Annotated in this window: 13 protein-coding genes; 7 read left to right on the forward strand and 6 right to left on the reverse strand. The window is 53.8% G+C overall.

The genetic code is table 11. From position 1 onward, the window contains the following. Positions 1–15: 15 nt before the first annotated feature. Complete coding sequence (locus ABV298_RS22445; protein WP_353718395.1) at positions 16–1,611, reverse strand: FAD-dependent oxidoreductase; 1,596 nt, start codon at positions 1,609–1,611, stop codon at positions 16–18. 125 nt (positions 1,612–1,736) lie between these two features. Here ABV298_RS22445 and ABV298_RS22450 point away from each other — a divergent pair, with 125 nt between their 5' ends. Next, complete coding sequence (locus tag ABV298_RS22450; protein ID WP_353718396.1) at positions 1,737–3,245, forward strand: glycosyltransferase family 39 protein; 1,509 nt, start codon at positions 1,737–1,739, stop codon at positions 3,243–3,245. Between the two features lie 6 nt (positions 3,246–3,251). Here ABV298_RS22450 and ABV298_RS22455 read toward each other — a convergent pair whose 3' ends face one another. After that, on the reverse strand, positions 3,252–3,590 hold the full coding sequence (locus tag ABV298_RS22455) for a helix-turn-helix domain-containing protein (protein ID WP_353718397.1): 339 nt from the start codon (positions 3,588–3,590) through the stop codon (positions 3,252–3,254). A gap of 125 nt (positions 3,591–3,715) precedes the next feature. On the opposite strand from ABV298_RS22455, the gene ABV298_RS22460 reads away from it, so the two are divergent. Beyond that, on the forward strand, positions 3,716–4,123 hold the full coding sequence (locus tag ABV298_RS22460) for a DoxX family protein (protein ID WP_353718398.1): 408 nt from the start codon (positions 3,716–3,718) through the stop codon (positions 4,121–4,123). Here the strand turns inward: ABV298_RS22460 and hmpA are convergent. After that, entirely contained in the window at positions 4,116–5,318 is a 1,203-nt protein-coding gene (gene hmpA / locus ABV298_RS22465; protein ID WP_353718399.1) for an NO-inducible flavohemoprotein, read from the reverse strand. The genes ABV298_RS22460 and hmpA overlap by 8 nt on opposite strands. A gap of 53 nt (positions 5,319–5,371) precedes the next feature. Beyond that, on the reverse strand, positions 5,372–5,809 hold the full coding sequence (locus tag ABV298_RS22470) for an Rrf2 family transcriptional regulator (protein ID WP_353718400.1): 438 nt from the start codon (positions 5,807–5,809) through the stop codon (positions 5,372–5,374). 241 nt (positions 5,810–6,050) lie between these two features. On the opposite strand from ABV298_RS22470, the gene ABV298_RS22475 reads away from it, so the two are divergent. The 5 genes from ABV298_RS22475 (at position 6,051) to rpiA (ending at position 10,102) form a co-directional block, all read left to right on the forward strand. After that, the gene (locus ABV298_RS22475; protein WP_353718401.1) at positions 6,051–6,503 is read left to right on the forward strand and encodes a carboxymuconolactone decarboxylase family protein; all 453 of its coding nucleotides are present in this window, start codon (positions 6,051–6,053) and stop codon (positions 6,501–6,503) included. Positions 6,504–6,568: 65 nt separating this feature from the next. Continuing rightward, positions 6,569–6,904, forward strand: coding sequence for a YciI family protein (locus ABV298_RS22480; protein WP_353718402.1), 336 nt, complete (start codon positions 6,569–6,571; stop codon positions 6,902–6,904). Positions 6,905–6,969: 65 nt separating this feature from the next. Then, entirely contained in the window at positions 6,970–7,890 is a 921-nt protein-coding gene (locus ABV298_RS22485; RefSeq protein WP_353718403.1) for a sigma-70 family RNA polymerase sigma factor, read from the forward strand. 416 nt (positions 7,891–8,306) lie between these two features. Continuing rightward, on the forward strand, positions 8,307–9,371 hold the full coding sequence (gene namA / locus ABV298_RS22490; protein ID WP_353718404.1) for an NADPH dehydrogenase NamA: 1,065 nt from the start codon (positions 8,307–8,309) through the stop codon (positions 9,369–9,371). A 179-nt stretch (positions 9,372–9,550) separates the two neighbouring features. Continuing rightward, entirely contained in the window at positions 9,551–10,102 is a 552-nt protein-coding gene (rpiA, locus tag ABV298_RS22495; protein WP_353718405.1) for a ribose-5-phosphate isomerase RpiA, read from the forward strand. A gap of 114 nt (positions 10,103–10,216) precedes the next feature. Here the strand turns inward: rpiA and ABV298_RS22500 are convergent, their stop codons facing one another. Together ABV298_RS22500 and ABV298_RS22505 are read right to left on the reverse strand one after the other, a co-directional pair. Beyond that, positions 10,217–11,638, reverse strand: a complete 1,422-nt coding sequence (locus ABV298_RS22500) for an efflux transporter outer membrane subunit (RefSeq protein ID WP_353718406.1) — start codon at positions 11,636–11,638, stop codon at positions 10,217–10,219. A gap of 50 nt (positions 11,639–11,688) precedes the next feature. Continuing rightward, entirely contained in the window at positions 11,689–14,844 is a 3,156-nt protein-coding gene (locus ABV298_RS22505; RefSeq protein ID WP_353718407.1) for an efflux RND transporter permease subunit, read from the reverse strand. Positions 14,845–14,848 lie beyond the last annotated feature (4 nt).

The following is a 14,848-nucleotide window of genomic DNA, read 5'->3' on the forward strand; positions in this document are numbered from 1 at the left end:
GTGGGCCGCTATTTTTTACCTGGCGGATGGTTGCGCTATTTCAACCCGTTCGAGCGGTTTCCTTGCCGGACCGGTGAGTACCTCGCCATGGTAATTGTAACGTGCGCCGTGGCAAGGGCAGTCCCAGCTTTTTTCCGAATCGTTCCATTGCACAACACATCCGGCATGCGAGCAGACGGGATCGAGGACGGTTACGTCTCCGTCTTCTTTTTTGTAAACTCCCAGTTTCCGGCCGTCATACTCCACGATTTTGCCGGTTCCCACAGCGATTTCGCCGAAAGAGCTTATTTCTTCGATGCCAAAGCGGTCGCCTACGAACCGGGCGGCTACGTCGGCATTCTCCTTCACAAACTCCGTGAAACCCGCCACTGGTTTTACCCGGCCGGGGTCGAACAGCTTTTCGTACGGGCTGGTACCTTTCAGGATCAGCTCGCTCAATACGATCGCCGAAACAGTTCCGAGGATGATTCCGTTACCGTTGAAGCCCGTGGCTGTATAAATGCCGCCGGATGCACCGGGCAACTGGCCGATGTAGGGCAGGCCGTCGGCGGGGACATAGTATTGCGCCGACCATTTTGCAACGATCCGATCGACAGGGTAGCACCTTTCGGTATAAGCGATGAGGTCCGCAAATGCCTTTTCCGGGTCTCCGTGTGCAGTTTTGTGGTCGTGCCCTCCGGCGATAAGGTATTTCTGACCGTCGATCGTGTGCGTACGAAAATAATGGTAGGGCTCCTGCATATCGTAAATGAGCGCGTCCGGATAAGCGTCCTGCTTCAACGTGGCCGCTACGACGTAGCTGCGGTAGGGCGCATTGCGGAAATGGAGCACATTAATCCCGCCCGGCGGAATGTGCGTGGCGTAAACGACCGACCGGGCTTTGATCTCCCGCTCTTTGGAATGTGCAGTATAGCATTCATCGTCCGAATCGATTTTGTCGATCAGCGTGTTTTCCGTCACCACGCCGCCCAGCTTGACGAATTCCTCCTGAAGTGCGAGAATGTACTTTAATGGATGAAACTGGGCCTGCTTGTCAAACACGACCGCTTTCCGGAAAGGCAGCGGGGCCGGAGCGTCGGGCGCCGGTTCTACGGCTACACCCGCACGGATCGCGCTTTGATATAAATCGTCGAGCTGCTTCGTTTCGTCGTCCGTTTCGGAATACACATAACCCTTTTTCCATTCGAAATCACAGCCGATCCGGTAGGTTTCCACCATATTACTGATAAGCGCCACGGATTCGGCAATCGCCTCCGCGAACTGGCGGGCCTGTTCCTGCCCGAAATCTTTTTCCACTTCCGCGTAGGTCGTGTCCGCGAATGTATTAATATGTGCCGTGGTACCGCCCGTAGTGCCGTAGCCGGCCGAATGGGCGTCCGCGACAATGCATTTGTGGCCCGCCTTTTGGAGCAGCAATGCGGTGGTCAGGCCGGTAATGCCCGCCCCGACGATCAGCGTGTCGAATATTTGTTCGGCAGGTGCCGCGGCGTTGCGGTGGGGTTGCGCAGTAATGGTGGTCTGCCAGAGACTGTCGTTGGCGCCATCGCGTTCCATGCGCTTGGTGCCTGAGCGCGTGTTTTGTATATTGTCCGGATTTGATGTTGCATCCATGGTATCCTGATTTTTTTGAGTGCATGCGGGACAAAATCCGTGCCAACGCCGCTGGCTATCAGCCTCGGCACATGACGGTCGCAATCCCATGGTACCTGTGTTTCCCGGTAGATTTTTAAACAGCTATGACCCGAAGAACTGCCTTATTGCTGGCCTTTATCGGTCTGAAATTCCTGCTGCAATATTTCCTCATCATTCCCGACTATGAGCTTCACCGCGACGAATACCTGCACCTCGACCAGGGCAATCACCTCGCCTGGGGCTTTGTGTCGGTGCCGCCGGTCACATCCTGGCTTGCGTGGGTCATCGGTGCGTTGGGAAACGGGGAGTGGGTCGTGCGGTCGGTTCCGGCGCTGTTCGGGGCACTCACCATCCTGGTCGTATGGAAAACCGTGGAGCGGCTTGGCGGCAGCCTGTATGCCTGTGTACTGGCGGCTTCCTGTACCCTGTTTTCGGTACTGTTGCGGTTGAACCAGCTTTTCCAGCCCAATTCACTGGATGTGCTGTGCTGGACAACGCTTTATTTCTTCCTGATCAGCTATATCCAATCCTCGAAACGGCGTTGGCTCTATGGCTTCGCAGTGGTATTCGCCATTGGTTTTTTGAATAAATATAACATTGTATTCGCTGTCGCAGGTTTGTTGCCCGCCATGTTGCTGACGCCGCAACGCAAGCTGCTGCTGAACAGGCATGTTTACCTGGCCGCATTACTCGCGCTCCTGCTCATTTTACCCAATCTGATCTGGCAATATCAGAACAACTTCCCGGTGCTTCACCACATGAAGCTGCTGGCGGAAACGCAGCTCGTCAATGTAAACCGCGCCGATTTCCTGAAAGAGCAGCTCCTGTTCTTCATGGGCGCCCTGTTTGTGATCGTCGCCGGGCTGTATGGGCTGCTCAGCTACCGGCCGTTTTCACCGTACCGCCTGTTCTTCTTTGCCATGGCTATTACCCTTGCCGTGTTCACCTACTTCCGTGCCAAAAGCTATTATGCGATCGGCATTTATCCCGTTTACATGGCGTTCGGGGCGGTTTATATCGGCGCCAAAGTAAAGGCTGCCTGGTTACGGGGGGTGTTTGTACTGATCCCTGTCGTATTGTTCATTCCTCTTTTTATGGTTGCATTTCCCACCAAAACCCCGGAGCAGATCGCCGCCAACCCCGGACCTTATCAAAAGCTCGGACTGTTACGCTGGGAAGATGGTAAGGACCACCAGCTGCCACAGGACTTTGCGGATATGGTAGGCTGGCGGGAACTCGCGGAGAAAGTCGACGCGGCTTTTGCATCCATGCCCGACCGCGGGGCGACGCTCGTGCTTTGCGACAATTACGGGCAGGCGGGGGCGATCAACTATTATTCCCGAAAAGGCGTCAAAGCGGTCACGTTCAATGCCGACTACATCAACTGGTTCGATCTTTCGAAAAAATACAGACACCTGATTCGCGTCAAGGACTGGCGGGAGCGGGAGGCGGAAATGCAGGAAACCGGGCCGTTGTTCGAGACGGGCTATGCTGCGGATTCCGTCGGCAACCGCTATTCGCGCGAATGGGGCACCACGGTGTTCGTTTTTCGAGATGCAAAGATCGATATCAATGTGCGGATAGCGAAGGAAATCGAAGAGGAGAGGTGGTAGCAGGCATTATTTTCCGATGATCTTCGCCCGGTGCGCCAGGCCCCAGTAATGCAGTTCTTCCAGCACTTTTTCGAGCGACGCTCCGTGTTCGGTAATGGAATATTCTACCGTGGGCGGAAAAGTATCGTACACCCGCCGGTTGATCAGCTGGTTCATTTCCAGTGCTTTCAGCTCTTTGGATAATATCTTGTCGGTAATACCGGCCACTTCGGCGGAGAGCTGCCGGAAGCGCTTCGGGCCCGACGACAATGCGAAAAGGATAAGCAATTTCCAGCGGCCTTCCAGCGCTTCAAGCGCGTCGCGGATGGACAATGCGGTTTTGGGGCAGCCGTTTCCTGTCAGCATTCGGATGTTTTGTGATGTATGTAAATGCCGTTACTACCCGTTCGGATAGTATTGTCCGGCCGGGAAAGTACTATCGAACGGATAGCGAAGGTAAATACTTTTGCCTTATCACAAAACAGGATAATATGACAACCCGAAAAACATCCGGGACGCTCCATATCGCGTTGTGGATCACACAGGCGCTGCTGTCGGTCACGCTCGTCTGGGCCGCTTATATGAAACTGCTCCAATCGCCGGAAGCGCTCGCGGGCATGTGGCCGTGGACGGGGCAGGTGCCGCCACTGGTGGTGAAACTGACCGGTACTATCGATTTGCTGGCCGGACTTGGCCTGGTATTGCCTCGGATGCTGAACATCAGGCCTCGGCTTACGTTCCTGGCAGCCACGGGCGTGGTGGTACTGATGGTTTGCGCCATGGTATTTCACATTTGGCGCGGTGAGCCACCGGTGTTCAATATCGTTTTCGGCATTTTGGCCGGGTTTGTGGCATGGGGGAGGCAGGAAGGGACCGCCTCCCGTTGCCAGGCTAGTTGACCGGGAACGACAACGGCCCGAATTCCTCGAAATGGATATTCGATCTGTCGATACCGCGGTCGACGAGGTACCGGTAATGCTGTTGGATAAACGGTCTGGGGCCGCAGATGTAATACTCCGCTTCGGCATGCAATGCGTCGGCCGGAAGCTGGTCGAGCGATACGCGGCCGAGGTACTCGTTGCCGGCAAGTTTTTCGGCCGAATCGTAAAAGAAGTGCTTTTCCACCTCTGCTACCTGCCCGGAAATAGCGAGCAGGTCGGTTTTGAATGCGTGGACGCGCTCGTTGCGACATCCGTGCACCCATGTTATCGGCGGGGTGGCGCCGGAGCGCACGAGGGTTTCGAGCATCGAAATCAACGGAGTTTGGCCCACGCCGCCGCTGATAAATACCTGTGGCTTGTTTTCCTGCGCCCGCAACGTAAAATTGCCCGACGGCGCCGAAAGGTCGACAATGTCGCCGGGTTCAACAAAATCGTGGAGGCGGTTGCTGATCATACCGTCGGGATGACGGCTGCCGGCTTCGCGTTTTACCGAAATGCGGTAATACTCGCCATTCGGCGCGCTCGAAAGACTGTATTGGCGGGGCTGTTGCAGGTTGTATTCCGGCAGGAAGATGCGGAGGCTGACGTACTGGCCCGGTTTGAAATCGGCCACGGCGCCGCCGTCGACGGGATGGAGGTAAAAAGATGTGATTTCTTCGGATTCTCTCACTTTTTTACGCACCACAAACGGCCGCCAGCCCGACCAGCCGCCGGGCAAAGTCACTTTTTCATCATAAAGTTTCTGCTCGTGGCCGCTCATCAAAGCGGCAAGCTGGTTATAGGCGGCAGTCCAGGCGCCGAGCAGTTCCGGGGTGGCTGCTTCGCCGAGTACTTCGCCGATGGAAGCGATAAGGTGCCCGCCCACGATCGCGTAATGCTCCGGACGGACGTGCAGGCTGGCATGCTTGTGACCGATCGAGTCGACCACGGGCAGCAGCACCGACGGGTCCTCGATATTTTCGGCATAGGCCAGAACGGCCATTGCAAGGGCGGTTTGCTGGCGTTGGTTTTGCTGGTTACCCATATTGAAAAGGTGCTTCAATTCGGGGTTATGGGTGAACATGCGGTTGTAAAAATGGGTCGTCAGCAGCACGCCGTGTTCTTTCAGGACCGGTACCGTGGCTTTTACGAGGTCTTTTTGTAGTGGGGACATGATTTTGAAGTTTAATAAAAGACATTTTTGTCTTTTATTTGGGTAAAAAAATATTATTTATTGAGGGTAAGCTGCCCGTGAATCAGCCCTTCATTGAACTTGCCGATGGAGGTGTTGCGCAGCATAACCACGATCTGGACGCGGATTTTTTTGAAATCGTCGTGCAGCGGACACGGATTGGCCTCCGAGCAATAGCTCAGGCCCATGCCGCAGCCCGTGAAAATGCTGTCGCCTTCGATGGCTTGTACGATGTCGGCCAGGGGGCGTTGCAAACCGCCGGAGTCGAGGTAAAACCCACCATGCGGGCCTTTGGAAGACAATATGAGCCCATCCTTGCTCAGCTTTTGAAGGATTTTTGCCAGGAACGGCTCAGGCGAGTTAATATGCACGGCGATCTCCCGGATGCCGACCTTTCGGCCTTCCTCGGAGCTTTGAGCGATGTAAAACACCGCCCGCATCGCATATTCACATGTTTTTGAAAATATTCCCATTGTCTGAGCTTCCGGCGCTTTTGCCGCTTACCGATCACAAAGATAAACACTGTTTCGACAATAAAAGAGTTTTTTGTCTTTTATTGTTTTGCTATTACAAAATATGACCGGAGGATGTTAGGGCGCTGTTTTAGAGGCATGGGAAAAAATGTTGAAAATATTTTTGAAAAAAATTTTCAGTTTCTGTCCAGATCTGAAAAACCGGTTGTCATTAGGTTTTTTAACTCAAAAATTCTCAAAAATGGAAACCAGACTTAATTTCTTCGAAAAAGGACAAAATGCCGTGAAACCACTTTTCGCCCTGGGCGGCCATATTAAAAAATCGACGCTTGGCCGCCAACTGGTGGAGCTGATCGACTTCCGTATATCGCAGATCAACGGATGCGCGTACTGCCTCGATATGCATTCCAAGGAGCTGCGAGCTATGGGAGAAACCGAGCAACGCCTCTATGGCCTGAGCGCGTGGCGCGAGGCACCGTACTACACCGATCGCGAGCGTGCCGCATTGGCCTGGGCAGAAGCCGTTAACGCTTTGCACGTGACCGACGAGGTGTATAGGGAAGTAGCAGCTCAGTTTTCCGAAGAGGAAATCGTGGACCTGACAATGGCGGTTACGGCGATCAGAAGCTGGAACAGCATCAACATCTCATTCCCGGCCGGAATCGGAACCTATCGTGTGGGCCAGTTCGGTTGATTTTGATTAAAACTGCTTAGCTTTCGCACTTAAACAGATTAGGACACTTAAAACGGTACCGCATTATGGACGAGTTCTTATTGGTATTCCGGCGCGATTTCCAGAACAGGGAAAATCTGCCGTCCCCAGAGCAATTGCAGGAGCATTTTCAGAAATGGCATGCCTGGTATGATAAGTTGGCCGCCGAGGACCGGATCGTGCTCCGGAGGCGATGGGATGGGGAAGGCCTGGTAGTGAATGCTCAGAGTACCGTGTTGAATGGCCCTTATGCCGAGATCAAGGAGTCGATCGGCGGGGCGGTGGTTATCCGGGCGGCCGGTTACGACGAGGCCGTCGAGTTGGCCAAAGCTGCGCCCATTCTGGAAATCGGCGGGAACGTAGAAATCCGCAAAGCGCTCTGATTTGCAGTTTGCTGATCCTTTTTTGATACTTTTAAGGTCCGGCCGCACCAGCCGGACCTTATATCATGGAGGAAAAAGAACTGCTCCCGCACCTTTTCAGGACCGAATACCGCAAGCTGGTAGCGGTGCTTTGCTATCTTTTCGGAATCGAACATGTTGAAATCGCGGAGGACATCGCCAGCGATACATTCCTGGCGGCTGCCGAAACGTGGGGCATCAAAGGCGTGCCCGAAAATCCGGTGGCATGGATTTACACGGTTGCCAAAAACCGGACGAAAAACCATTTGAAACGGAACTCGGTATTCGAGCAGAAAGTGGCGCCGGAAGTGCGCTATTCGTCGGAGAAAGAGCAGGAAATCGATATCGACATGTCGCCCAGGAATATCAACGACAGCCAGCTTGCGATGATCTTCGCCGTGTGCAATCCGCTGGTCCCGTCGGACTCACAGGTAGCGCTGGCGCTGAATTTGCTGTGCGGCTTCGGGGTCCAGGAAATCGCGGATGCCTTTTTGCTGAATAAGGAGGTCGTGTACAAACGCATCCAGCGCGCGAAGGAGAAGTTGAAGGAGGGAAAGATCCATATCGCACAGCCGACCGTGGCCGAGATCGGCGAGCGGCTCGACACCGTTCTGACCACCATTTATTTACTCTATTCCGAAGGCTATTACTCTGTTTCGCAAAATACCACCCTGCGCAAGGAGCTGTGTGCAGAGGCGATGCGACTCAATTTTCTGCTGGTCGAAAACGAGCTGACCGACCGCCCCGAGGTGAGCGCATTGCTTTCGCTGATGTGCTTTCATTCATCGCGGTTCGAGGCGCGTATGAACCAAAACGGCGAAATGGTGCTTTATGAGGATCAGGATGAATCGCTGTGGAACCGGGAGCTCGTCGAGCGGGGGGGCCTATTACCTGGGCCGCGCATCCACCGGCGAAAAACTGAGCCGCTATCATCTCGAAGCCGGAATCGCCTATTGGCATACCCATAAGGAAGATTCGCACGAAAAGTGGGCGCATATTCTGGGCTTGTACGACCATTTGCTGGCCATCGAATATTCGCCGATTGCCGCATTGAACCGCATTTACGCCCTCGCGAAAGTGAGAGGGAAAAAGGAGGCCATCGAGGAAGCTCAGCATTTGAACCTGACCCAGAACCATTTTTACTATTCGTTGCTCGGTAATCTCTACACCGGGATCGACGGCGCGCAGGCCATCGCGCATTACGAAAAGGCCATTAAACTCGCGCATTCGGAGTCGGATAAGGCAGTCCTGTTCAGGAATATCCGCCGGTTGCAGGATAATGCGGTTTGACTTATGCGTATTTGATTTGGGAAAAGACATTTTGCCCTGGAACGGGCAGGCTGTATGAATAGTTTTTATATTAGCCCAATCTAACCTGGCCAATATGTCAAAGCTTTTTTCTCCCATTGCTATTAAAAGTGTCCGGTTCAAAAACCGGATCGTTGTTTCGCCCATGTGCCAGTACTCGTCGGCCGACGGTTTCGCTACCGACTGGCACCTGGTCCATCTGGGCAGTCGCGCCGTGGGTGGGGCGGGTCTCATCATTACCGAAGCCACTGCCGTATCGCCCGAAGGCCGCATTTCGCCGGAAGACCTGGGCATCTGGAAGGACGAGCACCTCGAAAAGCTCTCGCAGATCACCGCATTCATCAGTGCACAGGGCTGTGTGCCGGGCGTGCAGCTCGCCCACGCGGGAAGGAAAGCAAGTACCGCAGTACCCTGGAAAGGCCGCGCCGAAGTGCCTGAAAGCGAAGGAGGTTGGCAGACGGTAGCGCCCTCGGCTATTCCGTTTTCGGATACTTACCCCAAGCCGGTCGCGTTGGATGAAGCCGGTATCGAAAAGGTGGTTTCCGACTTCACGGCAGCTGCGAAACGCGCATTGCGGGCAGGTTTCAAAGTAATCGAAATCCATGCCGCGCACGGCTACCTTGTTCACCAGTTCCTTTCGCCGCTGAGCAACCATCGTACCGACGAGTATGGCGGCAGTTTCGAAAACCGCATCCGCCTTCTGCTCCGCATTATCGATGGTATCCGCACCGTATGGCCGGCCGACCTGCCGCTATTCACCCGCATTTCTGCCACCGACTGGGCTGAAGGCGGCTGGAATCCCGACGAATCCGTGCAGCTTGCCCATATTCTCAAAGATAAGGGCATTGACCTGATCGACGTGTCGTCCGGCGGCCTTGCCTCGCACCAGCAGATCAGCGTTGGTCCGGCTTACCAATTGCCATTTGCATCGCGCATCAAACGGGAAACCGGCATTCTGACGGGCACCGTGGGCATGATCACCAGTTCGACGCAGGCTGAAACCATTCTCGTGAACGGCGACGCCGATATGATTATCATGGCCAGGGAGATTTTGCGGAACCCGTACTTTCCGCTGGAAGCAGCGCGGGATTTGAAGGAAAGCATTACCTGGCCGGTGCAGTATGAGCGGGCGAAATGGTGAAAGGAGAATCTGCTATGGCAAACATGTTAGATAAGTCAGCATATACTTCATGAAAGACCTTAAAAAAGAAAAAACACTGGCTGCCAAAGAAGCGGTCAAATACCTTTCCAATGGCCAGATCGTAGGACTGGGTTCGGGGGAGTTCGGCTTATATTGCCATTGCCGAAATAGGCGAGCTGGTGAAGAATGGATTGAATATCAAAGGTGTACCGACTTCCGAAAAGACCCGCGAACTAGCGGAGTCGCTGAATATCCCTTTGCTGAAAATCGAAGATGTGGATTCAATAGACGTTACCATCGACGGAGCGGATGAGTTTACGACCGATTTGCAGCTGATTAAAGGCGGAGGCAGTTTTTTGCTGAAAGAGAAAGTGGTAGCATCGCTCTCGAAGCAGGAAATCATCATTACCGATTCTTCCAAAAAAGTGGAGCTCCTGGGCAAGTTTACTGTGCCTATCGAAGTAATCCCTTATGCGCAGAACTACGTTTTGGGCCAGCTTAAAAAGCTGAATGGCAACGGCAAAATCCGGTTGGTTGACGGAAAGCCGCTGATCACCGAGCAAGGCAATGTGCTGATCGATGGAGATTTTGGATTAATAAAAGACCCGGCAATGCTGGCCGACCAGTTGATCCGGATTGTCGGTGTGGTGGAGCACGGGCTGTTTATCGATATCGCGACGAGGGTGGTCATGGGCGCGGATGATCACACGGAAACATTTACAAGACCCTGAACCGGAGTTGATATAAAATACAAAAGCCGTCGGATCGGGTCTGACGGCTTTTTGTCCTTACTTACACTTAACAAAGACGTTTATCCATAGTGTGTACCAGTCTGATTGTATCTTCTATTTCCAGCCACCTCCGAGGCTGCGGTAGAGGTCTACACGTGCTACGAGCGACTGGCTGCGGATGAATGCGAGGTTCAGCTCGGCCTGCAATGCATTGCCCTGGGCGGTAATCACTTCCAGGTAATTGGCCATATCGCTCTGATATAACAGCTGCGCATTGGAAATGGCTTGTTGCAGGATGTTGACTTGGTTGTTCGCGATGGCTTCCTGTTCTTTCAGTTTCTGTGTTTGAACCAGGGAGTTCGAAACTTCGCCTACCGCATTCAATACCGATTGCCGGAATGCAAGCACCGACTGTTCGCGCTCTATTTTGGCTACTTCCAGGTTGGTTTTCAGTTGGCGCCTTGCAAAAATCGGCCGTGCGATGGTGCCGGCGGCAATGCCGAACAGCGAACCCGGAATATTAAACCAGTTGCTCGATTTGAACGATTCGATACCGCCGCTGGCAGAGATGATCAGCGACGGATACATGCTTGCCTGCGCTACGCCCAGTTGCGCATTCGCAATGAGTACCGACATTTCCGCCGCGCGGACGTCGGGACGGCGGCTCACCAGTGCCGCCGGAATACCGGTAGCAAGGCTGTCGTTCGCTTTGAAATCCGCCAGTTTTACCTTGCGTTCGATCGCATTGGGCATTTGGCCGGTCAGTATCTGCAATGCGTTTTCCTGGATGGCAATGTCCTGTTCGAGCTGAGGGATGAGCAAAGAAATGGCCTCGCGCTGCGCCTCGGCCTGCTGCACCGACAGCGACGTTACTTCGCCGGCATCTTTGAGCAGGTTGGTCAGCTTCAGAGTGTTATTGCTCAGTTCGAGGTTGTGTCTGGCTACTTCGAGCTGTTTGTCGAGCATCAGTAAATTGAAAAAACCTCTTGCAATATCGGCCACCAGGCGAGTTTGTACGGCTTTGGTGGCTTCATAAGTTTGCAGGTACTGCCCCATCGTAGCCTGTTGCTGGCGGCGGATCTTGCCCCATATATCGGCTTCCCACGAGAGGTCCACTGCCGCAATGTAATTCTCGATATGTTTCGCACCGAGGAAGCTGCTCGCGCTGATCCCGTTCAAGCTGTTGCTCGACGGGCGGTTGTATGTCCCGGCAACGCGGAGGTCGAGGCGCGGGAGTTGCAACATTTTGGCCTGTTTTACCTGCTGCTGTGCGATATCGATGCGTTTCAGCGCGATTTGTAGGTCATAATTGTAGGCAATGCCCCTTTCGATCAGCTTTTGCAGCGTGGTATCGGGAAAAAACTCCTTCCAGGTCATATCCGCGATAGTGGCGGTGTCGCCGTAAGGTACGGTGCGGTATTGGCCGGGCAGTGCCAGTTCCGGACGCTGGTAATCTTTGCTCACCTTGCAAGAGGCGAGCAACGTTACCAGCAGGATCAGAACGGGTATTTGCGTTAATCTAAATGTATTTTTCATGATGTTAATCTTAAATAAACCAGTCATCGTTTGTATCGTTGCGGGTGCTGCTAATGCACCTCCGCCTCGGCCAGTTCCGGTTGAACCGGCTTTTTGACGACTTTTTCCTGCAAATACTGGAAGATCACGTACAGGACCGGGATCGCGAACACCCCGAAGATCACGCCCGTAAGCATTCCTCCCACCGCACCGGTACCGATCGATCGGTTACCCAGGGCTGAACCACCTGTGGCGCGCATCAGTGGCAACAGGCCGACGATGAATGCGAACGAGGTCATCAGGATCGGGCGCAGGCGCAGGCGCGACGCTTCCAGCGCCGATTCGACGATGCTCATACCCGCACGGCGGCGCTGCACGGCGTATTCGATGATCAGGATCGCGTTTTTCGCGAGCAGACCGATAAGCATGATCAGACCGACCTGTACATAGATATTGTTCTCGATGCCCATCCAGTTGATGAACAGCATTACCCCGAATACCCCGAGCGGAATTGTAAGGATTACCGCCAGCGGCAGGATGTAGCTTTCGTATTGCGCTGCCAGCAGGAAGTAAACGAATACAAGGCTGAGTACGAAGATCAGGATGATCTGCGAGCCGGAGTTGATCTCCTCACGTGTCATACCGGTCCATTCGGTTTTATAGTTGTTCGGCAAAACCTTCTCGGCGGTTTCCTGTACGGCGCGGATGGCGTCACCGGTACTATAACCGGGTTTTGGCGTACCGTTGATCATTACCGCATTGTACAGGTTGTTCCGGGTTACGGTTTCAGGCCCGAACACGCGTTTCAGCGTTACCAGCTGGTTGGCAGGTACCATTTCGCCTTCGGTGTTTTTGACGTAAATTCCGTCCAGCGACTGCGGATTCTGGCGGTAAGTCGGGTCGGCCTGAGCCATTACGCGGTAATATTTTCCAAACCGGTTGAAATCCGACACGAAGCTCGAACCGTAGTAGATTTGCAGCGTTTGCAGCAACTCGTTCACCGGCACATTCAACTGCTTCGCTTTGGCGTTGTCGATTTCCAGCATGAACTGCGGGTTGCCCGTCGCGAACGTGGTAAATGCGTAGGCGATCTCCGGGCGTTGCATTAATGCGCCGATGAAGGCATTGGTGGTTGAGTTGAGTTTTTCCAGCGAGCCGTTTCCGCGGTCTTGCAGCATGAACTCGAAGCCGCTGACGTTACCGAAGCCATCCACGGTCGGGAAGGTAAAGAAGAACGCATTCGCGTCGTTCACCGAACGCACCTGCTGCGACATCATCCCCACAATCTGGTTGAAATCCTGCACCTCGCCACGTTGCTCTTTCGGTTTCATTCGGATAAATCCGACACCGTAAGGCGATGCGTTGGAGTTCGAAATGATGTTCATACCCTCCACAATGTAACGCTGGTCGGCGATAGGCGACTTTTTAACGATGCTGTCTACCTGTGCCATGGCTCTTGCGGTCCGGTCGAGCGAGCTGCCGGGAGGCGTGTTGAGCGCGTACAGCAGGAAACCCTGGTCTTCGGTCGGAATAAAGCCGGTAGGCGTGGTTTTGGTCAGCCACAGTGTTGTACCTGAAATTACCACCAGACCGATGATGGTTACCCATTTACGACGGATCAGGAATTGCAGGCTTTTCACGTAACGGCCGGTCATCGACTCGAACCCTGCGTTGAATGCGGCGAAGAACCGGGCACCGAAACCTTTACGCTGGCCGTGGCCTTCTTCCGCATGCGGGTTTTTCAGGAACAATGCGCAAAGCGCCGGGCTGAGGGTCAACGCGTTCAATGCGGAAATCAAAATGGCTATGGCTAATGTAAATGCAAACTGCCGATAGAATACCCCGGCGGGGCCTTGCATGAAGCCGACGGGTACGAATACCGCCGCCATCACGAGGGTAATCGAGATAATCGCGCCCGAAATCTCGTTCATGGATTCGATAGTAGCGATTTTGGCCGGCTGGTGCGTTCGTTCCATCTTCGAATGCACCGCCTCGACGACCACGATGGCGTCGTCCACCACGATCCCAATCGCCAGTACCAACGCAAAGAGCGTGAGGAAGTTGATCGTGAACCCGAATAGCTGCATGAAAAAGAATGTTCCGATAATGGCAACCGGCACGGCAATGGCCGGGATCAGCGTCGAGCGGAAATCCTGCAAGAATATGAATACAACGATGAAAACGAGGATGAATGCCTCAAAAAGCGTCGAACGCACCTGGTTGATCGACTCGTCGAGGAAGTCCTTCGAGTTATACATGATGGTCGTTTTCAGGCCTTTGGGCAATGTTTTGGAAAACTCGTCGATCAGCTTTTCGGCCTGGATCAGGATGTCGTTCGCATTGGTGCCGGCGGTCTGGAATACAGCTACACCGGACGACGGATTACCATTCAGCTTACCATTGGAAGAGTAAGTATAGGACCCGAACTCGACGCGCGCGACGTCTTTAAGCCGGATTACCGAGCCATCGCTGTTCGCTTTGATGATAATGTCCTCGTACTCTTTATTTTGCGTTAGTTTTCCTTTGTATTTCAAAACATACTCAAAAACCTCCTTGCTGGCCTCGCCCAAACGCCCCGGCGCTGCTTCAAGGCTTTGCTCGCGAATGGCGCCCGTCACTTCCTGAGGCGAAAGCCCGTAAGCTGCCAGACGGTCGGGTTTGAGCCAGATACGCATCGAATAGTCGCGCGTGCCGAAAGGCTGCGCCTGACCAACCCCCGGTATACGCTGCAGCTGAGGCACCAGGTTGATTTTAATGTAGTTCAAAAGGAACGTTTCGTCGTAGGTACTGTCCTCGCTCGAAAGCGCCACGAACATGATGATCGAGTTCTGTTGCTTTTGCGTGGAAATACCGGCTTGTACAACTTCCTGCGGAATCTGGCTTACAGCCTTGGAAACACGGTTCTGTACGTTTACCGCGGCGATATCCGGATCGGTACCCTGTTTGAAATACACATTCAGGGCCATGGTGCCGTCGTTATTGGACGACGACGTCATGTAAGTCATGTTTTCGACCCCGTTCACAGCTTCTTCGATAGGCGTTGCCACTGCGCGGGCAACCACTTCTGCGTTCGCTCCCGGATATACGGCGGTCACCTGAACAGTCGGCGGCGCGATGTCGGGAAATTTCGTAATCGGCAGTGTGGTGAGCGATATGATCCCGAGCAGCAATATCAGGATGGATATTACTGTCGAAAGGACTGGCCTTTCTATAAATTTCTGAAACATATTA

The sequence above is a fragment of the Dyadobacter sp. 676 genome (genome assembly GCF_040448675.1).
GTDB lineage: Bacteria > Bacteroidota > Bacteroidia > Cytophagales > Spirosomataceae > Dyadobacter.